Raw genomic sequence first — 20601 nt, forward strand, 5'->3', positions numbered from 1 at the left:
CCCGCTCTCCGTTGATGTCAGTACTCTAACCCATGCTCCGGGAGCGTCGGACACCGGCCCCCAGGCGGGCGAGCGACCGCTCGCGGCCCAGCAGCTCCATGCTCTCGTAGAGAGGGGGGGACACCGTGCGGCCGCTGATCGCGACGCGGACGGGGGCGAACGCCTTCCGCGGCTTGAGCTCCAGACCGTCCACGAGCGAGGTCTTGAGCGACTCCTCGATCGCGGAGGCCGACCACTCCGGCAGGTCCGCGAGCCCGGCGACCGCGGCCTCCAGCACCGGGGCCGCGTCGGAGCCGAGGTTCTTCGCAGCGGCGTCGTCGTCGGGGGCGAAGGCCTCCTCGTCGCGGAAGAGGAAGGCCAGCATCCGGGCCGCGTCGGACAGGACCTGGCTCCGCTCCTGCACCAGCGGCGCGGCGGCGGCGAGCACCGAGCGGTCGGGGTCGGTGATCCCCTCGGCCGCGAGGTAGGGCACGACCCGCTCGGCGAAGTCGTCGGGGGCGAGCAGGCGCAGGTGCGCGGCGTTGATCGCCTCGGCCTTCTTCAGGTCGAAGCGGGCGGCGTTGCTCGACACCCGGGACACGTCGAAGGCGGCGACCATCTCGTCGAGGGAGAACACGTCGCGGTCCTCGGCGATCGACCAGCCGAGCAACGCGAGGTAGTTGAGCAGCCCCTCCGGCACGAACCCGCGGTCGCGGTAGTGGAACAGGTTCGACTGCGGGTCCCGCTTGGACAGCTTGCGGCTGCCCTCACCGGTGACCAGCGGGAGATGGGCATAGGTGAAGGGGCCGTGGCCGATGCCGACCCGGGCCAGCGCCTCCAGCAGCGCGATCTGCCGCGGGGTGGACGCCAGCAGGTCCTCCCCGCGCAGGACGTGCGTGATCTCCATCAGCGCGTCGTCGACCGGGTTGGTCAGCGGGTACAGCGGCGTGCCGTCACCACGGGCCAGCACGAAGTCGGGCACCTGCCCGGCCTTGAACGTGATCTCGCCGCGGACGAGGTCGGTGAAGGTGATGTCGTGGTCGGGCATGCGCAGCCGGTAGACCGGCGCCCGGCCCTCGGCACGGAAGGCGGCGCGCTGCTCGTCGGTGAGGTCGCGGTCGGCGTTGTCGTAGCCGAGCTTCGGGTCGCGGCCCGCGGCGCGGTGCCGGGCCTCGATCTCCTCGGCGCTGGAGAAGGACTCGTAGACCTCCCCGCCGTCGATCAGCCGGCGCAGGGCGTCGGCGTAGACCTCGCCGCGCTCGCTCTGCCGGTACGGCCCGTGCGGACCGCCCTTCTCGACGCCCTCGTCCCAGTCGAGGCCGAGCCACTCCAGCGCGTCGAGCAGGGACCGGTAGGACTCGTCGGAGTCACGGGAGGCGTCGGTGTCCTCGATCCGGAACACCAACGCCCCACCGTGGTGACGGGCGTGGGCCCAGTTGAACAGGGCGGTGCGGATGAGACCGACGTGCGGGGTACCGGTGGGCGACGGGGAGAACCGCACCCGGACCTGGGCTGGAGTACTCATGGTCGGTCCAGCGTATCGACCCCGTCCGGAGGGGTGGTGCACGCGGGCGCGGATGGGCCAGGGTTGGGGGTTGCCGCGGCGCAGCGAGGCGCCGCACGACGACCCCTCAGGAGGGAACACCCGTGTTCCAGCTGACCGCCCTGTACAACCACCCCGAGGACGCCGCCGCGTTCGACAAGCACTACGACGAGGTGCACGCCCCGCTGGCAAAGAAGATCCCCGGCGTGGCCCGGGTCACCATCTCCCGTCCGGTCCCAGGGCCGGACGGCGCGCAGCCGCCGTACCACCTCGTGGCGGTCCTGGAGTTCCCGGACGCCTCGGCGTTCCAGGCCGGGATGGGCGGCCCCGAGGGCCAGGCCGCCGTCGCCGACCTCGACAACTTCGCCGGGGCCGGGGTGACCCTGCTGACCGGGCCGTCGAACCAGGTCTGAGCCGGTGGGTGGCCGCCGGGACCCGGCGGCCACCCGTACCGCGTCAGTTGGTGGCGACCTCGCGGCTCGACACGAGCGCGGCGAGCCGGTCCCCGATCGACGACGTGTTGCCGGTCGCCGCGTGGTCCCGGGTGGCCAGGTCGAACGCGACCGCGGCCTCGATGCGGCGGGCCGAGTCGCGGTCGCCCATGTGGTCGAGCAGCAGCGCGACCGACAGCACGGCGGCCGTCGGGTCGGCGATGCCCTGGCCCGCGATGTCCGGGGCCGAGCCGTGCACCGGCTCGAACATCGCCGGGTGGGTACGGCTGGCGTCGATGTTGCCGCTCGCCGCGAGGCCGATGCCGCCGGTGACCGCCGCCGCCAGGTCGGTGAGGATGTCGCCGAACAGGTTGTCGGTGACGATCACGTCGTACCGGCCCGGGTCGGTGACCAGGTGGATCGTGGTCGAGTCGACGTGCTGGTAGGCCACCGACACCTCGGGGTACTCCAGCGACACCTCCTCGACGATCCTCGACCACAGCGCGCCGGCGAAGGTCAGGACGTTGGTCTTGTGGACCAGCGTCAGGTGCTTCTTCGGCCGCCGCTGGGCGCGGGCGAACGCGTCGCGCACGACCCGGTCGATGCCGAACGCGGTGTTCTGGCTGACCTCGGTCGCGATCTCGTGCGGGGTGTCCTTGCGGAGCAGGCCGCCGGTGCCGACGTACGGGCCCTCGGTCCCCTCGCGCACGACCACCAGGTCGATCTCCGGGTTGCCGGCCAGCGGGCCGCGCACCCCCGGGTAGAGCCGCGCGGGGCGCAGGTTCACGTGGTGGTCCAGCTCGAAGCGCAGGCGCAGGAGCAGGCCGCGCTCGAGGATGCCGCTGGGCACCGACGGGTCGCCGACCGCGCCCAGCAGGATCGCGTCGTGCTGCTTGATCTCGGTCAGCACCGTCTCCGGGAGCAGCTCGCCCGTGGAGTGCCAGCGGGCGGCACCGAGGTCGTACTCAGTCGTCTCCACGTCGCGGGCGACCTCGCCCAGGACCTTGAGTGCCTCGTTGATCACTTCCGGGCCGATGCCGTCACCGGGGATGACCGCAAGGCGCATGACCTCGTCCTCTCGTCGTACTGCTGGCCGCACGCTACCGCCTGCCGACGCAGGGTCATCGTTCGGCCACCCACTGGGGTGGTCCCGTCCGGGTGAGGTGTGCGCCGCACGCGGTCGGAGTACCCCCGACACACGGCCGTTCCGGGACACCGGCGCGTGTCGAGGGGTACGCCGACGACCGCGACGGTCACCTGTCCGGGTGAGGGGGAAGAAGCGCGACGACGGCGTCGTTGCCCCGGACGTGCCCACGCCCGATCGCCCGCTGCGTCGCCTCGGCTTCCTCACCATCGGTTCCTTCGACGGCGACGACCCGCGCCCCGGACACGAGACGACCCTGGAGATGATCGCCCTGGGCGAGCGTCTGGGCTTCGACTCGGCCTTCGTCCGGCACCGTCACCTGCAGTTCGGCATCTCCTCGCCGGTCGCGGTGCTCGCCGCGGCGACCCAGCGGACCTCACGGATCGAGCTCGGGACGGCCGTGGTCCCGCTGGGCTGGGAGAACCCGCTGCGTCTCGCCGAGGACCTGGCGACCGTCGACGTGCTCTCCGGCGGCCGGCTCAACCCGGGCGTCTCGGTCGGGCCGCCGATGCAGTGGGAGCACGTGCGGGACGCGCTCTACCCGGACACCGCCGACGTCGAGGACTTCGGCCGCGAGCGGGTGTCGAGGCTGCTGCGCCTGGTCCGCGGGGAGCGGGCGAGCACCTTCTCCGGGACGGTCGGGATCGAGTCCTTCTCCGAGCGGGTGCAGCCGCACTCCCCCGGTCTGGCCGGACGCATGTGGTACGGCGCGGGCAGCGACTCCTCCGCCGTCTGGGCCGCGGAGCAGGGGCTCAACCTGCTCACGAGCAACGTGGTCCGCAGCGGCGGAGAGAGCGACTTCGCCGCGATCCAGTCCCGGCAGATCCGCGCCTACCGCGCGGCGAACCCGGCGGGACGGGTGTCGCAGGGGCTGGTCGTCGTCCCCACCGACTCCGCGACGCCTGCCCAGCGCGAGCGCTACGCCGCCTACGCCCGGGAACGCGACGCCAGGGTCGGCGTCCCGCAGGGCCCGGCCGGGCTGCTGTTCGCCCGCGACCTGGTCGGCACCTCCGCCGAGATCGCCGAGCGTCTGTGGACCGACGCCGGGTTCCGGGAGGTCGACGAGGCGGTGTTCGCGCTGCCGTTCGGCTTCCCGCACGACGACTACGTCCAGATCGTCACCGACATCGCCGGCGCGCTCGGACCGGCACTGGGCTGGTCCCCGCGCGGCTGACCCGTCCCGGCGGGCGGCCGCCCCGGGCTCAGTGCCCGGCGCGCGGCAGCGACCGGCGGGCCCGCACCCGGCCCGGCGCCTCGATCAGCCCGACGAGCGCGGCGAGGACCACGAGCATGCCGGGGCCGATCGTCATCGTCGCCGACGGCGGCCCGGTCACGATCGCCATCACCGACACGACGTAGGGCACGGTCAGCGACAGCCCGGTGACGAACCCGACGCCGAGCAGCACCAGGCACGCGACGCCGATCGCCGCACCGGCCAGCACCAGCGCTCGCAGCCAGCTCACTGGAGAACTCCCTCTCGACAGGCCGGCGGACACGATCCCACGCCGGGCCCGGCCGTAACAGGTCCGTTCCCGCGATCCGGGACGTCAGTCGTCGAAGGAGATCAGCCGGATCGTCCGGGCGCCGACCGAGGCACCGACCGGCTCCAGCACCGCCGGGTCGATCTGGCGGTCCACCCGCAGCAGCATGATGGCGTCGGTGCCGTCGGTGGTCTGCGAGATCTGGGCGGCCTCGATGTTGACCGCGGCCTCCCCCAGCAGCGACCCGACCCGGCCCATCACGCCGGGACGGTCGGCGTACTCCAGCAGCACGACCTCGCCCTCGGCGCGCAGGTCGAAGTGCCGTCCGTTGATCTCGACGAGCTTCTCGACCTCCGCGCGGCCGGTCAGGGTGCCGGACACGGTGACCTTCTCGCCGTCGGGCATGGCGCCGCGCAGCTGCACCACACTGCGGTGGTTGGCGCTCTCCGGACTGGTGGTGATCTCCACGGCGACCCCGCGCTCCTCGGCGAGCTGCGGCACGTTCACGAAGGTCACCTGGTCCTCGACGACGTGGGTGAACACCCCGCGCAGCGCGGCCAGCCCGAGGACCTGGACGTCCTCGCTGGCCAGCTCGCCCGCGACGTCGACGGTGACCGAGGTCGGGGTCCGCCCGGCGACGGCGTGCAGCGTGGTGCCCAGCTTCTGCACCAGCGGCAGCCAGGGCCGGACCTCCTCGCCGACGGCGCCGTGGATCTGCACGTTGACCGCGTCCGGCACGAACTCCCCGGCCAGCGCCAGCTGCACCGAGCGGGCCACGTCGGTCCCGGCCCGGTCCTGCGCCTCGGTGGTGGAGGCACCCAGGTGCGGGGTGACGACGACGTTCTCCAGCTCGAACAGCGGGCTGGACGTGGTCGGCTCGGTGACGTAGACGTCGATCCCGGCGCCAGCGACGTGCCCGGAGCGGACCGCCTCGGCCAGGGCGTCCTCGTCGATCAGGCCACCGCGGGCGGCGTTGACGAGGAGCACCCCGGGCTTGGTGAGCGCGAGCTGGTCCTTACCGATGAGCCCGAGCGTCTCCGGGGTCTTCGGCAGGTGCACCGTGATCATGTCCGCGGTGCGGAGCAGGTCGTCGAGGCTCAGCAGCTCGATGCCGAGCTGGGCGGCGCGCGACGGCGCGATGTAGGGGTCGTAGGCGACCAGCGTCGTGCCGAACGCGGCGAGGCGCTGTGCGACGAGCTGCCCGATCTTGCCGAGACCGACGATGCCGACGGTCTTGCCGCCCAGTTCGACACCGCCGTAGGCCGAGCGCCGCCACTCACCGGACCGCAGCGCGGCGTCCGCCGCCGGGATGTGGCGCGCGGTCGCCAGCAGCAGCGCGATGGCGTGCTCGGCGGCGGAGACGATGTTGGAGGTCGGGGCGTTGACGACCATCACCCCGCGCGCGGTGGCGGCGGGGACGTCCACGTTGTCCAGGCCGACCCCGGCCCGCGCGACGACCTTCAGACGGCCGGCCGCGGCCAGCGCCTCGGCGTCGACCCGGGTGGCGGACCGGACCAGGAGCGCGTCGGCGTCGGCGAGTGCCGCCAGCAGGGCCGGACGGTCGGTGCCTTCGACGCGGCGGATCTCGACGCCGTCACCGAGCAGCTCGACGGCGGAGGGCGCGAGAGTCTCCGCGAGCAGGACGACGGGACGGTGGTCGGTGGCTGCGGTGCTCACGGTGTGCGAGTGCTCCCCGAGGTCGGTGCGCGAACGTCGACCATCCTAGGACCGCGCGGGCCGTCGCGGACCGGGACGGACGGACGGGTCGTCGCGCGGCACACCCCGAACGCGCGAAACCCCCGCCCGGTGTCGCCGGTGCGGGGGTTTCGCGTCGCCTGGTCCGGATGGGTGCGTCCGGACCCGGGCATCCGCGGGCCGTCTGGGGCCCGGGCGGATTCATCCTGCCGGACGCGTCCGGCAGAGGGTCACAGGAGGGTCACTTGGCCTTCTCGCCGACCCAGCTCATCAGGCCGCGGAGCTTCTCGCCGACCTGCTCGATCGGGTGCTCGGCGCCCTGCTGCTGCAGCTTGGTGTAGTTGCCGCGGCCGGCCTCGTCCTCGGCCACCCACTCGCGGGCGAAGGTGCCGTCCTGAATCTCGCCCAGGATCTTCTGCATCTCGGCCTTGACCGCGGGCGTGATGACGCGCGGGCCGCGGGTGAGGTCGCCGTACTCGGCGGTGTCGGAGATGGAGAAGCGCTCGTTGGCGATGCCGCCCTCGTACATGAGGTCGACGATCAGCTTGAGCTCGTGCAGGCACTCGAAGTAGGCGATCTCCGGGGCGTAGCCGGCCTCGGTCAGCACCTCGAAACCGGTCTGGACCAGCGCCGCGGCACCGCCGCAGAGCACGGCCTGCTCACCGAACAGGTCGGTCTCGGTCTCCTCCTTGAAGGTGGTCTCGATGACGCCCGCGCGGGCACCGCCGATCCCGGCCGCGTAGGAGAGCGCGAGCGCCTTGGCGTTGCCCGAGGCGTCCTGCTCGACGGCGATCAGGGCGGGGACGCCCTTGCCGTCGACGAACTGGCGGCGGACGAGGTGGCCCGGGCCCTTCGGGGCGACCATGGCGACGTCGACGTTCGCCGGGGGCTTGATCAGCTCGTAGCGGATGTTGAAGCCGTGCCCGAAGAACAGCGCGTCGCCGTCCTTCAGGTTCGGCTCGATGTCCTGGGCGTAGATGGAGCGCTGCTTGGTGTCGGGCGCCAGGACCATGATCACGTCCGCCCAGGCGGAGACCTCGGCCGGCGTGCCGACCTCGAGTCCCTCGTCGGCGGCCTTCTGCCGGGACTTGGAGCCCTCGGGCAGACCGATCTTCACCTCGACCCCGGAGTCACGCAGCGACAGCGAGTGCGCGTGCCCCTGGGAGCCGTAGCCGATCACGGCGACCTTGCGGCCCTGGATGATCGACAGGTCGGCGTCGGCGTCGTAGTAGATGTTGACACTCATGGCTCTGGGACGGTTCCTCTCAGGGGGTGTGTAGCCGTCGGCTACGCGGTCTGTCTAACGGACGGCCGCGGCGGTGATGGACCGGGGGCCGCGGCCGACGGCCACCATCCCGGACTTCACCATCTCGCGGATCCCGTAGGGCTCCAGCATGCGCAGGAGCGCGGTGAGCTTGTCGGCCGAGCCGGTGGCCTCGACGGTCAGTGCCTCCGGCGAGACGTCGACCACCTTGGCTCGGAACAGCTGCACGGTCTCGACGACCTGGCTGCGCACCGTGGCGTCGGCCCGGACCTTGACCAGCAGCAGCTCGCGCTGCACCGAGGCGTCCGGCTCCAGCTCGACGATCTTGATGACGTGCACCAGCTTGTTGAGCTGCTTGGTGACCTGCTCCATCGGGAGCTCGTCCACCTCGACGACGATCGTCATCCGGGACACGTCAGGGTGCTCGGTCGGGCCCACGGCGAGGGAGTTGATGTTGAACCCGCGCCGCGAGAACAGCCCGGAGACCCGGGCCAGCACGCCCGGCTTGTCCTCGACCAGGACCGAGAGGGTGTGGAGCTCGCTCACTTCTCGCCCTCCAGAGCCTGCTCGGTGACGTCCGCGACCTGGTCCACCGAGGCGGCCAGCTCGTCCTGCTCGAACTCGGGCCGGATGTCGCGTCGGACGTTGATCTCGTCGTTGCTCATCCCCGCGGCGACCATGGGCCACACCTGGGCGTCGGCGCCGACGACGAACTCCACGACGACCGGCCGGTCGTTGATCTCCATCGCCTGGTGGATGACCCGGTCGACGTCCTCCTTGGACTCGACCCGCAGACCCTCGCAGCCCATCGCCTGCGCGAGCATCGGGAAGTCCGGGATGCGCAGCTTGTGGGTGTTGAGGTCGGTGTTGGAGTACCGCTCGCCGTAGAACAGGTTCTGCCACTGGCGGACCATGCCGAGGTTGCCGTTGTTGATGACGGCGACCTTGATCGGGATGCCCTCGATCGCGCAGGTGGCGAGCTCCTGGTTGGTCATCTGGAAGCAGCCGTCGCCGTCGATGCACCAGACGACGGTGTCCGGCTCGCCGACCTTGGCACCCATCGCGGCCGGGACCGCGTAGCCCATGGTCCCGAGCCCGCCCGAGTTCAGCCAGGTCCGCGGCTTCTCGTACTTGACGAACTGGGCGGCCCACATCTGGTGCTGGCCGACCCCCGCGGCGTAGATCGCGTCGGGCCCGGCGATCGCGCCGATCCGCTCGATCACGTACTGCGGGGACAGCGCGCCGTCGGTCGGCTCGTCGTAGCCGAGCGGGTAGCGGTCGCGCAGCCCGCCGACCTGCTTCCACCAGGACGACAGGTCCGGCTCGCCGTGCTCGGCGCGGTCGGCACGGACGGCCTCGACCAGGTCGGCCAGGACCTCCTTGCAGTCCCCGACGATCGGCACGTCGGCACGCCGGTTCTTGGAGATCTCGGCCGGGTCGATGTCGGCGTGGATGATCTTCGCCTCGGGGGCGAAGCTCTCCAGCTTGCCGGTCACCCGGTCGTCGAACCGGGAGCCTAGGGCGACCAGCAGGTCGGCGCGCTGCATCGCCGCGACCGCGGCGACGGTGCCGTGCATCCCGGGCATGCCCAGGTGCAGCGGGTGGCTGTCGGGGAACACACCGCGCGCCATCAGGGTGGTGACGACGGGCGCCCCGGTCAGCTCGGCCAGCTCCCGCAGCTCCTCGGCGGCCTCGGCCTTGAGGACGCCGCCGCCGACGTAGAGCACCGGCTTGGCCGACTCGCGGATGAGCCGGGCGGCCTCGCGGATCTGCTTGCCGTGCGGCCGGGTCGTCGGCCGGTAGCCGGGCAGCTGCAGCTCCGGGGGCCAGGAGAACGTGGTCTGCTCCTGCAGCACGTCCTTCGGGATGTCCACCAGGACCGGGCCGGGCCGGCCGGTGGACGCCAGGTGGAAGGCCTCGGCGATCGCGCGCGGGATCTCCGTCGCGTCGGTCACCAGCATGTTGTGCTTGGTCACCGGCATGGTGATGCCGGTGATGTCGGCCTCCTGGAAGGCGTCGGTGCCGATCAGCGGCCGGGTCTGCTGACCCGTGATGGCCACCAGCGGCACCGAGTCCATGTGGGCGTCCGCGATCGGGGTGACCAGGTTCGTGGCCCCCGGTCCGGACGTCGCCATGCAGACCCCGACCTTGCCGGTGGCCTGCGCGTAACCGGTCGCGGCGTGTCCGGCGCCCTGCTCGTGGCGGACGAGGATGTGACGCACCTTCGTCGAGTCCAGGAGCGGGTCGTAGGCGGGCAGGATCGTCCCGCCGGGCAGCCCGAAGACGACCTCGCAGCCGATCTCCTCGAGCGAACGCACCAGGGACTGGGCGCCGGTCATGGGCTCGTCCACGATCCGCGGACCGGGGACGGCGGTGTCGGCGAGCGCAGAGGTGTAGCTACGGGACGTCGTGGTGCCGGCCGGAGCGGCGGACCGGCCGGGCGGCGGGCCCGGCTTCGGGCCGGACGAGCCGGACTTGGCGGGGACGGTGGTCATCTGGGTCTGCCTCGCTGGAGATCGTGTCGATCAGATGCCGGACATGGGCTGGACATGAAAAAACCCCCGCCGCCCGGTTGCTCCGGGCGCTGCGAGGGTGAGCGCGTCGTCGTTCGAGATGGTCGAACTCAGGCGACGACGCGCCCAAGAAGTACGAGAATTCGAACGGCGAACATGCGTCGACGCTAGCACGCGTCCCACGGACGGAGTCAAACGACCCCACCCGTCCGGGCCGCCGTCACCCCGCCCACGTTTGCCACACTGGGGTCGTGAGCAGCACCGACGACCACGCCGTCCCCGCCGACACCACCTCCGCCGCCGCACCGCGGGCCACGGCGGCGTCCCAGCAGGTGGACAGCGAGCTGGCGTGGACCCCACGGGTCCGCGACGAGGGCCGCAAGCTCCGCGTGGGCCCGCGCGCGCTGGTGTTCAAGCCGAGCCGGCTGACCATCTTCGCCATGCTGGTCGCGGTCGTCGGGTCGACGCCGCTGGTGTTCAGCCTGCTGTGGTTCTGGGTCGTGCTCGTGCTGCCGGTGGCGGCGATCGCCTGGATCCTGCGGGTCCGCACCACCGTGGACCCGGAGACGCTGTCCGTGCGCAGCGCGTTCTCCTCCCGCACCGTGGACTGGGACGACGTGCGCGGTCTGCGGATCGGCTCGCGCTCGCGGGTCAGCGCGGTGCTGGGCGAGGACGACGACCTCGTCCTGCCCGCGGTGCACGCACGCGACCTGCCGGCGCTCTCGGTCGCCAGCGGCGGCCGCTTCGCCGACCCGGCCGCGGTGAGCGAGCCGGAGGACCCGGCCGAGGGTCACTGACGACACCGACGCCCGTCACGGGGCGTACGGTTGCGGGCGATCGGCCCGCCGGCCGGCGGGACGCGACCCGCCCCGCCGCCGTCGCGCCGCACCCCGGGCGGCTCGCGCCCACGCTCCGCGACGCGCCCACCGGGGTCCCCTCACGAACCACCACGGAAGACCCGGCTGGAGAAGACCGATGCCCGCCCTGCGTTCCCGCGTCACCACCCACGGTCGCAACGCCGCCGGAGCGCGTTCGCTCTGGCGCGCGACCGGCATGGGTGACGACGACTTCGGCAAGCCGATCGTCGCGATCGCCAACTCCTACACCCAGTTCGTCCCCGGCCACGTGCACCTCAAGGACATGGGTGACCTCGTCGCGGGCGCGATCAAGGAGGCGGGCGGGGTCGCCAAGGAGTTCAACACGATCGCCGTCGACGACGGCATCGCGATGGGCCACGGCGGGATGCTCTACTCGCTGCCCAGCCGCGAGATCATCGCCGACGCGGTGGAGTACATGGTCAACGGCCACGCCGCCGACGCCCTGGTGTGCATCTCCAACTGCGACAAGATCACGCCGGGCATGCTGAACGCCGCGATGCGGCTCAACATCCCGACCGTGTTCGTCTCCGGTGGGCCGATGGAGGCCGGCAAGGCGGTCGTCGTCGGCGGGGTCGCGCAGGCTCCCACCGACCTGATCACCGCGATCTCGGCGTCCGCGTCGTCGGAGGTGGACGACGCCGGCCTGGCCGAGGTCGAGCGCTCGGCCTGCCCGACCTGCGGGTCCTGCTCCGGGATGTTCACCGCGAACTCGATGAACTGCCTCACCGAGGCCCTCGGGCTCTCGTTGCCGGGCAACGGCTCCACCCTCGCCACCCACGCCGCGCGCCGCGAGCTGTTCCTGAACGCGGGCCGCACCGTGATGGACCTGGCGACCCGCTGGTACCGCGACGACGATGCCTCCGCGCTGCCCCGCAACATCGCCACCCGCGAGGCGTTCGAGAACGCGATGGCCCTCGACGTCGCGATGGGCGGCTCCACCAACACGGTGCTGCACATCCTGGCCGCCGCGCAGGAGGGCGAGATCGACTTCGACCTGGCCGCGATCGACGCGATCTCCCGGCGGGTGCCGTGCCTGTCCAAGGTCGCGCCGAACTCGGATTACCACATGGAGGACGTCCACCGGGCCGGTGGCATCCCCGCCCTGCTGGGCGAGCTGTGGCGGGCCGGGCTGCTCAACACCGGGGTGCACTCGGTGCACTCCCCCTCGCTGGAGCAGTGGCTCACCGAGTGGGACATCCGGTCGTCGGCGCCGTCGGAGACCGCGATCGAGCTCTACCACGCCGCGCCGGGCGGGGTTCGGACCACGCAGGCGTTCTCCACCGAGAACCGCTGGTCGAGCCTCGACACCGACGCCGCGGGCGGCTGCATCCGCGACATCGAGCACGCCTACTCCGCCGACGGCGGCCTGGCCGTGCTGCGCGGCAACCTCTCGGTCGACGGCGCCGTGATCAAGACCGCGGGCATCCCCGAGGACATCTGGGAGTTCGAGGGCCCGGCCGTGGTGCTGGAGAGCCAGGAGGAGGCCGTCTCGGCGATCCTCAAGAAGGAGATCAAGCCCGGCGACGTGCTGGTCATCCGCTACGAGGGTCCCGCAGGCGGGCCGGGCATGCAGGAGATGCTGCACCCGACCGCTTTCCTCAAGGGCGCCGGGCTGGGCAGGGTCTGCGCCCTGATCACCGACGGCCGGTTCTCCGGTGGCTCGTCGGGCATCTCGGTCGGCCACGTCTCCCCCGAGGCGGCCGCCGGCGGCACGATCGGCCTGGTCGAGAACGGCGACCGGATCCGGCTCGACGTCCGCGCCCGGTCCCTGGAGCTGCTCGTCGACCCCGAGGTGCTCGCCGACCGGCGCGCCAAGATGGAGTCCTCCGAGCGGCCGTGGCAGCCCGTGGACCGGCAGCGGGTCGTGTCGAAGGCGCTGCGCGCCTACGCCCACATGGCGACCAGCGCCGACACCGGGGCGGTCCGTCGCATCCCCTGACCCGGCAGGCCCGCCGGCCCCGGTCCGCTCCGCTGCGGACCGGGGCCGCTCGCGTCTAGGTTGGTTGGCATGGCTACCGGAATGAGCCTCGGCACCCGTCGCCTCGGCGATCTCACCGTCTCCGCCCAGGGCCTGGGCTGCATGGGCATGAGCCAGAGCTACGGCTCCGGGGACCGCGCCGAGTCGATCGCGACGATCCACCGCGCCCTCGACCTGGGCGTCACCCTGCTCGACACCGCGAACGTCTACGGCGACGGCGCCAACGAGGAGCTCGTCGGCGCCGCGATCGCCGACCGGCGCGACCGCGTGGTCCTGGCCACGAAGTTCGGCATCACCCGCGACGGGGACGGCAACCAGGGCGCCAGGGGCGACGCCGGCTACGTGCGGCAGTGCGTCGAGGAGTCGCTGCGGCGCCTGCGCGTCGACCACATCGACCTGTACTACCAGCACCGGGTCGACCCGGACACGCCGATCGAGGAGACCGTCGGCGCGCTCGTGGGGCTGATCGAGGAGGGGAAGATCCGCCACTACGGCCTGTCCGAGTGCGGTGCGGACACGCTGCGCCGCGCGCACGCGGTGCACCCGCCGGCCGCGGTGCAGTCGGAGTGGTCGCTCTGGACCCGTGACATCGAGGCCTCCGTCGCCCCCACCTGCGCGGAGCTCGGTGTCGGCGTCGTGCCGTTCTCCCCGCTGGGCCGCGGCTTCCTGACCGGCGCGATCACCTCGACCGGTCAGTTCGGCGAGGGCGACATGCGCCGCGGCCTGCCCCGCTTCTCCGAGGAGAACCTGGCCGCCAACCTCGCGATCGTCGACGCGCTGAAGGCCGTCGCGCAGCGCCGTGGGGTCACCGCCGGACAGCTCGCGCTGGCCTGGGTGCAGAGCCGCGGGGAGCACGTCGTCCCGATCCCGGGCACCAAGCGCCGGACCTATCTGGAGCAGAACGTCGAGGCCGCGACGCTGGAGCTGACCGCGCAGGAGCTCGCCGAGATCGAGGCCGCCGCACCGGCGTCCGCGGTCGCGGGCGAGCGCTACCCGGAGCATCTGCAGCGCAACGTCGGGCGTTGACTCTGCGATGGCTCTGCGATGTTTGCCCGTTTCCGAGGAAGGACACCCGTCGTACATGACCTCCTACGTCACGACCAACCCCGCCACCGGGAAGACCGAGAACGAGTTCCCCGAGCTCACCGACGCCGAGGTCGGTGACGTCCTGCGCCGGGTCACCGAGGCGTTCCCGTCCTGGCGTTCGACCCCGGTCGCGGACCGGGCGCAGATCCTGGTCCGGGTCGCCGAGGCCTACGAGGCCCGCCGTGACGAGCTCGCCACCCTGATCGCGACCGAGATGGGAAAGCCGGTCCGGGAGGCCGCGGGCGAGGTGGCGCTGGCGGCGTCGATCTACCGCTGGTACGCCGAGCACGGCCCGGAGCTGCTGGAGCAGGAGACGCTCGACCCGCAGGGCGCCGCGGAGTCGGTGGTGCAGACCGAGCCGGTCGGGCCGCTGATCGGTGTCATGCCGTGGAACTTCCCCTACTACCAGGTGGCGCGCTTCGTCGCGCCGAACCTGATGGTGGGCAACACGATCGTCCTCAAGCACGCCCCGATCTGCGCGGCGTCCGCCGCGGTGATGGCCGAGATCTTCCACGACGCCGGCGTCCCGGCCGACGTCTACGTCAACGTGTACGCGACCAACGACCAGATCGCGGAGATGATCGCCGACCCGCGGGTGCGCGGGATCTCGCTGACCGGCAGCGAGCGGGCCGGTGCCGCGGTCGCCGAGACCGCGGGCCGGAACCTGAAGAAGGCCGTACTGGAGCTGGGCGGCTCGGACGCCCTCATCGTGCTCGACGACGCCGACATCGCCCGCACCGCGAAGGTCACCGCCCGGGCCCGCCTGATGAACGCCGGCCAGGCCTGCAACTCCCCGAAGCGGATGATCGTGCCGAACGACAAGGTCGAGGAGTTCGTGTCGGTGCTGGTCTCGACGTTCGAGTCGACCGAACCGGGCGACCCGACCGACCCCGGCACCCGGCTCGGCCCGCTGTCCTCGGTCACCGCCCGCGACGGCGTCGCCGAGCAGGTGCGTCGCGCCGTGGAGCAGGGCGCCACCCTGCACACCGGCGGCGACGTCGTCGACGGCGACGGCGCCTTCCTCCGCCCCGCGGTCCTGACCGGCGTCACGAAGGACATGGACGCCTACTCCGAGGAGATCTTCGGCCCGGTCGCGGTGGTGTACGGCGTCGACTCCGTCGACGAGGCCGTCACCCTGGCCAACGACGTGGACTTCGGGCTCAGCGGATCGGTGTGGAGCACCGACGCCGACCGCGCCCGCGAGGTCGCCGACCGGCTCGAGGTGGGCATGGCCTACGTCAACGAGCACGGCACCACGCTGCCCGGGCTGCCCTTCGGCGGGGTGAAGCGCTCCGGCTTCGGCCGCGAGCTGGGCCGCTGGGGCATGGGCGAGTTCGTCAACACCCGGCTGCGCCGCACGGCCAAGGCCCGCGACTGAGCGCTCGCCGAGATGCACCTCAGGGCTGTCCGCGGACGCGTCGGGCAGCCGTGGGGTGCATTTCGGCGGCCGTGTCCCGGCGTCCGGCCACCGCGGCATCCGCGCCGACCGCACGTCCGCCCACGTCACCCACCCACGATCGCGCCGAGCTCGTCCAGCGCCACGGTCACCACGGCGATCATGGAGGTGACCCGGTCCGCCGGCTGGTGATCGGCGGCGAACGACAGGTACTGCACATGGGCCTGGGCTCGCGCCCACGCGGTCTCGGCAGCGACCATCGCGGGCGGGTCCGGTGCGCCCAGAGCTGCGTGGAGCGTGTCCCGGTAGACCGCGGGGACCGGCGCCGCCGGTGCGTCGGCGGGCCCGTCGGCGGGCGGCGCGGTGAGCACCACCGCGTCCAGCGACCCGGCCGCGACGCGGGCGTTGCCCCAGTCCAGCAGCGTCGCCCCGGGCGGGCCGACGAGGACGTTCCCCCGGTGGGCGTCGCCGTGGCACAGGGTGCGGGGCAGGACGCGCAGCGCGGTGCGGGCGCGCTCGTCGTCCGCCCACCTCGCGACGAGGCCCGCCCCGTCGCACCCGGCGGCGCGCAGGCGCTCGGCGGCGTGCCCGCACCGGGCCGCCCACCAGGCGTCGTCGACGACGGGGATGCCGCGTGGGCGGTTGCGCCGCCAGTGCGCGTGCACCGACGCGAGGGTGCGCCACACCTCGTCCGGGACGGGGGCGTCGTCGGGCAGCGGGGTCCCGTCGACGTGCTCCAGCAGCACCCAGCCGTCGCCGGAGGCGAGCAGCCGCGGGAGCCGCACGGGGCCGTTGACCACCGCGACGGCGCGCAGCGCGGCGGCCTCGACCGCACCGGTCCGTTTGAGGACGACCGCGGTGCCGTCGTCGAGGTCGATCCGTTCGGCACCGCCGGAGCCGTATCCGCCGCTCAGCGGAGTCCGGTCGCGGACCGCGACCGTACGCCGGCGGCGCCGGGCGAGCGGGCCCAGCCAGGCCTGGTCGGGGACGGTCACCGCCGCAGCACGAACAGGACCAGCAGCGCCACCGCGACGCCGACGACCAGCGACAGCACCGCCCACGGCAGCGGGCGGCGCTGGTAGGTGCGTCCGGCGTCGAGCGCGATCCGCCCGGCCCCGGCGAACACCAGCGCCGCGGCCCCGGCGCCGAGCAGCAGGTCCAGCTCCAGGGAGTTCGCGCCGTCCGAGGCGAACAGCGGCACGCTGGGCACCGGCACCAGGGCGACCGTCACCGCGACGATCTTCGTGGCCAGCAGGCCCGCCGCGGCGAACGGGGTCAGCAGACCCAGCACGAGCAGCACGCCGAAGACCAGCTGGCCGACCGCGAGCACCCAGGCCAGCGGCCCGGCGAACGCGACGAACCCGGCGTCGGCGAGTGCGGCGGCGCTCGTGTCGAGATCGATGCCGCCCGCGACGCCGAAGAGCTTCCGCGCACCGGCCGCGGCGAACGAGGCGCCGACGACCAGGCGCAGCACGAGCAGCCCGATGTCGGAGGAGACGTGCGCGGGCACCGGGAGCCGCTCCGGCCGGGTCGACTCCGGCGGTGCGTCGCCGGAGATGTTGCCCCAGTCGTAGTGCTGCGTGGGCCCGCTCATGCCGCCGGACCCTACCGGGACACCGGTCGTCTCCCCCGGCGCCGCGCGCCGTGAGCGGCGCCGGGCCCGCTCAGCGCACCGACCGGACGAACATCACCGTCACGACGGCCGCCGCCACCAACCCGGCCGCGACCGTGTACAGCAGTGGGTAGCTGTCGCCCGAGGCCGCCAGCACCGAGACCGCGACCACCGGTGCGAGGGACTGCGAGACCGTCCCGGCGACGTTGTACAGCCCCAGGCCGAAACCGCCGTGGGCGTCGCCCTCCGGGAGCACCTCGGTCGCCAGCGCGAGGTCCACGGCCAGGAAGACGCCGTAGGCGACGAAGCCGACCGAGGCGCCCAGCACGAACGTCGTGACGTCCTGCGCCAGCGCGATCAGCAGCATCGACACCGCGAACAGCGCCGCCGAGCAGCCCACCAGCACCCGGCGCCTGCCGAGCCGGTCGGACAGCCAGCCGGCCAGCGGGGCCACCACGAGCTTCAGCACCGCACTGAGCGTGCTGTTCAGCGCCACCACCGAGGTCGCGACCGCGACCGTCACGCCCAGGTGGTCGGTCAGGGTGTAGAGCTGGAAGTTGAAGAAGATGTAGTAGCCGGTGAGCAGCAGGAACCGGCCCGCCCAGACGAACCCGAAGTCGCGGTAGCGCGCCAGCTGGGCGACGCGCTCGCGCCACGGGACGCCCCCGGCCGAGGCGCGCGTCCCGGGTCCGGCCGACCGGTCGGGCAGCACGACGAGCAGCGCCGCGGTCGTCAGCACCGCGAACGCGGCCGGGCCGAGGAACAGCGCGACCGGCTGGTTCCCCAGCCAGACCGCGCCCCAGGTCCCGGCGCTCAACCCGGCCTGCAGGGCGACCCCGATCCAGCCGGAGACCCGGCCGCGCCGATCCGGCGGGACCTGGTCGGCGAGCACCGCGAACAGCGCCGAGAACGCCAGGTTGAGGAACAGCGACGCGATCGACCAGCCGAGCACCATCCCCCAGCGCTCCGGCACCAGCGCGATCACCAGCAGGCCCACGACCCCACCCAGCAGGCCCAGCACCAGCCACGGCCGGCGACGGCCCCAGCGGGAGACGGTGCGGTCGCTGAGCCAGCCACCCAGCGGCTGGGCGACCGAGGCGAACACCGTGCCGATCGCCAGGGTGGTGGCGAGGACGGCGGTCTTCTCCTCGCCGTAGAGCTGCTGGGCGCGCAGGGCCAGCGTCACCGCCACGGGGGTGGCCGTCGTCGCCATCAGCCCGGCGAACGCGAGGAGGTAGAACGGCATGAACAGCCGCGACGTCCGAGGGGCCGGCGCGGCGGTCTCCTGCCGGGTGCCCGGGCTGGTGGTCACGGCGCGGTTCCGTCCGGAGCGGGGTCGAAGCCGGCGGCCGCGGCGAGGACGGCGTCGTTGGCCGGGGTAAGGCCGGTGCTGACCCGCACCCCGAGCCCGTCCTGGTCGCGGACCGCGATCCCGGCGGCGGCGAGGTGCTCCACGAACGCCCGGCTGTGCCCGCCGAGGCGGACCCACACGAAGTTGCCGCCACTGGGCGGCACGTCGAAGCCGAGCGCCAGCAGCCCGTCGCGGACCCGGTCGCGTTCGGCGGCCACCGCACGGCACTGCTCGCGCATCCGGTCCTCGGCGTCCATGGCGGCCAGCGCGGCCGCCTGGCCGAGGGTCGGCACCCGGTAGAACGGCGTGCTGGACCGGATCGGTGCGGTGACCCGCTCGGCGGCGACGAGGTAGCCCACCCGCAGGCCCAGAAGCCCGTGCGACTTGGAGAAGGTGCGGACCACCACGACCCGGTCGTCCTGCGCGGCCAGGCCGAGCACGTCGGCGACCGCGTCCGGGTCGGCGAACTCGCGGTAGGCCTCGTCGACGAGCAGCAGGACGTGCGGGGGCAGGTCGTCGAGCAGCTGCTGCACCGCCGCGGTGCCGAGTACCTCACCGGTGGGGTTGTCCGGGTTGCAGAGCACCACGACACGGGTGTCGTCGGTGACCGCCTTCGCCACCCCGGCGAGGTCGCTGCCGTCGCGGCCGTCCGGCACGGCGACGGCCGTCGCGCCGGTGTTGCGGATCAGCAGCGGGTACATCGCGAACGACGGCGCGGTGTGCACGACCGCCGTCCCCGGGGTGCAGTGCGCGGCGAGGAACTGCTGGAGCAGCGCGCCCGATCCCGCGCCCGCGACGACCCGGGCCGCGGGCACCCCGAGCCGCCGGGCGATCTCGGCGGTGAGGCCGTCGGACAACGCGTCGAGGGTGTGGCCGATCGTGTCCAGCGACCCGGTCAGCGCCTCGCGCACCCCGGGCAGGACGGGCCAGTGGTTCTCGTTGAAGGACAGCTGGTGGACGACGGGGGTCACGCTCGTCGCTCCTGTTCCTGGTCGGGGGTGGGGTCCAGCAGCACCGGGAAGGTCCGCGGGGCGTGGACGTGCACGCTGCGCCGGAAGGTCAGCTCGTCCTCCGCCGCGGTGGCCCGCAGCTGCGGGAACCGGCCGAACAGCGCGGTGAGCGCCACGTCGGCCTCCAGCCGCACCAGCGCCGCACCGAGGCAGCGGTGGATGCCGTGGCCGAAGGCGACGTGCCCGGCGGTGTCCCGGTCGGGGTCGAGCCGCGTCGGGTCGTCGAACCGGCTCGGGTCACGGTTCGCGGCTCCGGTGGACAGGGTCACCGACGCGCCGCGCGGGATCGCCGTCCCGCCGATCTCCATGTCCTCGGTCGCGAAACGCAGCGAGGCGTTCAGCGCCGGCGACGCCCACCGCAGCAGCTCCTCGACCAGCGCGGGGGCCGTCTCCGGCGAGGCGAGCCGGCGCCGGGCGTCCGGCTCGGTCAGCAGTACCCGGACGCTGTTCGTCACGAACACCGCCGTCGTCTCGTGCCCGGCCATGAGCAGCAGCATCGCCATCGCGACGATCTCGATGTCGGAGAGCTGCTCGCCGTCCTCGGAGGCGGCGATCAGGCCGGAGAGCAGGGCGTCGTCGGGGTCGCGGCGACGCGCGGCGACCAGGCCGCCGAGGTAGTCGGCCATCTGGTTCGACGCCCGGACCAGCTCCGGCTCGGGGCACTCGTCGATCAGCACCGTCGACCAGTGCGCGAAGTCCTCGCGGTCCAGCTCGGGGACCCCGATCAGCTCGCAGATGACCTCCATCGGCAGCGGGATCGCGTACCGGCCGACCAGGTCGACCGGCTCGTCGACGGGCAGCGCGTCGAGCAGGTCGTGGGCCAGCTTCTCGACCCGCGGCCGCAGCGCCGCGATCCGCCGGGCGGTGAACGCCTGGGTCACCAGCCGGCGCAGCCGGGTGTGCTCCGGCGGGTCGAGCGAGGTCAGCATGTGCGACATCGGGGCGGGCAGCCCCGGGGGCGCCGCGGCGCGCTCGGCGGGCGGGAGCGACGCCCGCCAGTCCTTGGCGAGGCGCTCGTCGGCCAGCCCGGCCCGCACGTCGGCGTAGCGGGTGACCAGCCAGGTCGGGCCGGTCTCGAAGGTGACCTCGCGGACCGGGCAGTCCCGGCGGGACCCGGCCAGTGCGGTGTGCGGGTCACGCCAGTAGGTCTCGAGGAACTCCTCGGACCCGGCGCTCGTGGTGGTCGTCTCGCTCATGGCGGTCTCCCCTGCTGCGGTGCCGGTCGGTTCGTGCCGGTCGT

General features: G+C 73.1%; 18 protein-coding genes. 6 read left to right on the forward strand and 12 right to left on the reverse strand.

All coding sequences use genetic code 11. The annotated features are described in order from the left end of the window. Positions 1-25: 25 nt before the first annotated feature. Positions 26-1504: a glutamate--tRNA ligase gene (gltX, locus tag XF36_RS18895; RefSeq protein ID WP_060712990.1), complete on the reverse strand. Its 1479-nt coding sequence runs from the start codon at positions 1502-1504 to the stop codon at positions 26-28. Positions 1505-1626: 122 nt separating this feature from the next. Between gltX and XF36_RS18900 the strand changes: the two genes are divergently transcribed. Further along, entirely contained in the window at positions 1627-1935 is a 309-nt protein-coding gene (locus tag XF36_RS18900) for an EthD family reductase (RefSeq protein WP_060712991.1), read from the forward strand. Positions 1936-1978: 43 nt separating this feature from the next. Here the strand turns inward: XF36_RS18900 and XF36_RS18905 are convergent, their stop codons facing one another. Beyond that, entirely contained in the window at positions 1979-3019 is a 1041-nt protein-coding gene (locus tag XF36_RS18905; protein WP_020625276.1) for a 3-isopropylmalate dehydrogenase, read from the reverse strand. A 241-nt stretch (positions 3020-3260) separates the two neighbouring features. On the opposite strand from XF36_RS18905, the gene XF36_RS18910 reads away from it, so the two are divergent. After that, a complete protein-coding gene (locus tag XF36_RS18910) occupies positions 3261-4271 on the forward strand; it encodes an LLM class flavin-dependent oxidoreductase (protein ID WP_060714814.1) in 1011 nt (336 codons plus the stop codon). Positions 4272-4299: 28 nt separating this feature from the next. Here XF36_RS18910 and XF36_RS18915 read toward each other — a convergent pair whose 3' ends face one another. From XF36_RS18915 to XF36_RS18935, 5 genes are all read right to left on the reverse strand, one after another. Beyond that, positions 4300-4560 carry a hypothetical protein gene (locus tag XF36_RS18915; protein WP_020627336.1) on the reverse strand — a complete coding sequence of 87 codons (261 nt, stop codon included), beginning with the start codon at positions 4558-4560 and terminating at the stop codon, positions 4300-4302. Positions 4561-4644: 84 nt separating this feature from the next. Beyond that, a complete protein-coding gene (gene serA, locus XF36_RS18920) occupies positions 4645-6255 on the reverse strand; it encodes a phosphoglycerate dehydrogenase (protein WP_060712992.1) in 1611 nt (536 codons plus the stop codon). A 259-nt stretch (positions 6256-6514) separates the two neighbouring features. Further along, positions 6515-7519: a ketol-acid reductoisomerase gene (gene ilvC / locus XF36_RS18925; protein ID WP_060712993.1), complete on the reverse strand. Its 1005-nt coding sequence runs from the start codon at positions 7517-7519 to the stop codon at positions 6515-6517. Between the two features lie 54 nt (positions 7520-7573). Further along, entirely contained in the window at positions 7574-8083 is a 510-nt protein-coding gene (gene ilvN / locus XF36_RS18930) for an acetolactate synthase small subunit (RefSeq protein ID WP_060712994.1), read from the reverse strand. Continuing rightward, complete coding sequence (locus XF36_RS18935) at positions 8080-9876, reverse strand: acetolactate synthase large subunit (RefSeq protein ID WP_060714815.1); 1797 nt, start codon at positions 9874-9876, stop codon at positions 8080-8082. The genes ilvN and XF36_RS18935 overlap by 4 nt, the downstream gene beginning before the upstream one ends. 425 nt (positions 9877-10301) lie before the next feature. Here XF36_RS18935 and XF36_RS18940 point away from each other — a divergent pair, with 425 nt between their 5' ends. From XF36_RS18940 to XF36_RS18955, 4 genes are all read left to right on the forward strand, one after another. After that, positions 10302-10847 (forward strand): PH domain-containing protein, encoded by a 546-nt coding sequence (locus tag XF36_RS18940; RefSeq protein ID WP_060712995.1) that lies wholly within the window; start codon positions 10302-10304, stop codon positions 10845-10847. A gap of 178 nt (positions 10848-11025) precedes the next feature. Beyond that, positions 11026-12867: a dihydroxy-acid dehydratase gene (gene ilvD, locus XF36_RS18945; RefSeq protein ID WP_060712996.1), complete on the forward strand. Its 1842-nt coding sequence runs from the start codon at positions 11026-11028 to the stop codon at positions 12865-12867. A 69-nt stretch (positions 12868-12936) separates the two neighbouring features. Further along, entirely contained in the window at positions 12937-13932 is a 996-nt protein-coding gene (locus XF36_RS18950) for an aldo/keto reductase (protein WP_238588961.1), read from the forward strand. A gap of 55 nt (positions 13933-13987) precedes the next feature. Next, positions 13988-15370, forward strand: a complete 1383-nt coding sequence (locus tag XF36_RS18955; RefSeq protein ID WP_060712998.1) for an NAD-dependent succinate-semialdehyde dehydrogenase — start codon at positions 13988-13990, stop codon at positions 15368-15370. Between the two features lie 125 nt (positions 15371-15495). Here the strand turns inward: XF36_RS18955 and XF36_RS18960 are convergent, their stop codons facing one another. The 5 genes from XF36_RS18960 to XF36_RS18980 form a co-directional block, all read right to left on the reverse strand. Then, positions 15496-16383, reverse strand: coding sequence for an aminoglycoside phosphotransferase family protein (locus XF36_RS18960; protein WP_060712999.1), 888 nt, complete (start codon positions 16381-16383; stop codon positions 15496-15498). Beyond that, positions 16380-16982, reverse strand: coding sequence for a DoxX family protein (locus tag XF36_RS18965; RefSeq protein WP_060713000.1), 603 nt, complete (start codon positions 16980-16982; stop codon positions 16380-16382). The genes XF36_RS18960 and XF36_RS18965 overlap by 4 nt, the downstream gene beginning before the upstream one ends. A 70-nt stretch (positions 16983-17052) precedes the next feature. Next, positions 17053-18312 carry an MFS transporter gene (locus XF36_RS18970; protein WP_060713001.1) on the reverse strand — a complete coding sequence of 420 codons (1260 nt, stop codon included), beginning with the start codon at positions 18310-18312 and terminating at the stop codon, positions 17053-17055. Next, on the reverse strand, positions 18309-19322 hold the full coding sequence (locus XF36_RS18975; protein ID WP_145981420.1) for a pyridoxal phosphate-dependent aminotransferase: 1014 nt from the start codon (positions 19320-19322) through the stop codon (positions 18309-18311). Before XF36_RS18975 ends, XF36_RS18970 begins: the two co-directional genes overlap by 4 nt. Beyond that, positions 19319-20557: a cytochrome P450 family protein gene (locus tag XF36_RS18980; protein WP_060713002.1), complete on the reverse strand. Its 1239-nt coding sequence runs from the start codon at positions 20555-20557 to the stop codon at positions 19319-19321. The genes XF36_RS18975 and XF36_RS18980 overlap by 4 nt, the downstream gene beginning before the upstream one ends. Positions 20558-20601: the final 44 nt, after the last annotated feature.

The sequence above is a fragment of the Pseudonocardia sp. HH130629-09 genome (assembly GCF_001294645.1).
Lineage (GTDB): Bacteria > Actinomycetota > Actinomycetes > Mycobacteriales > Pseudonocardiaceae > Pseudonocardia.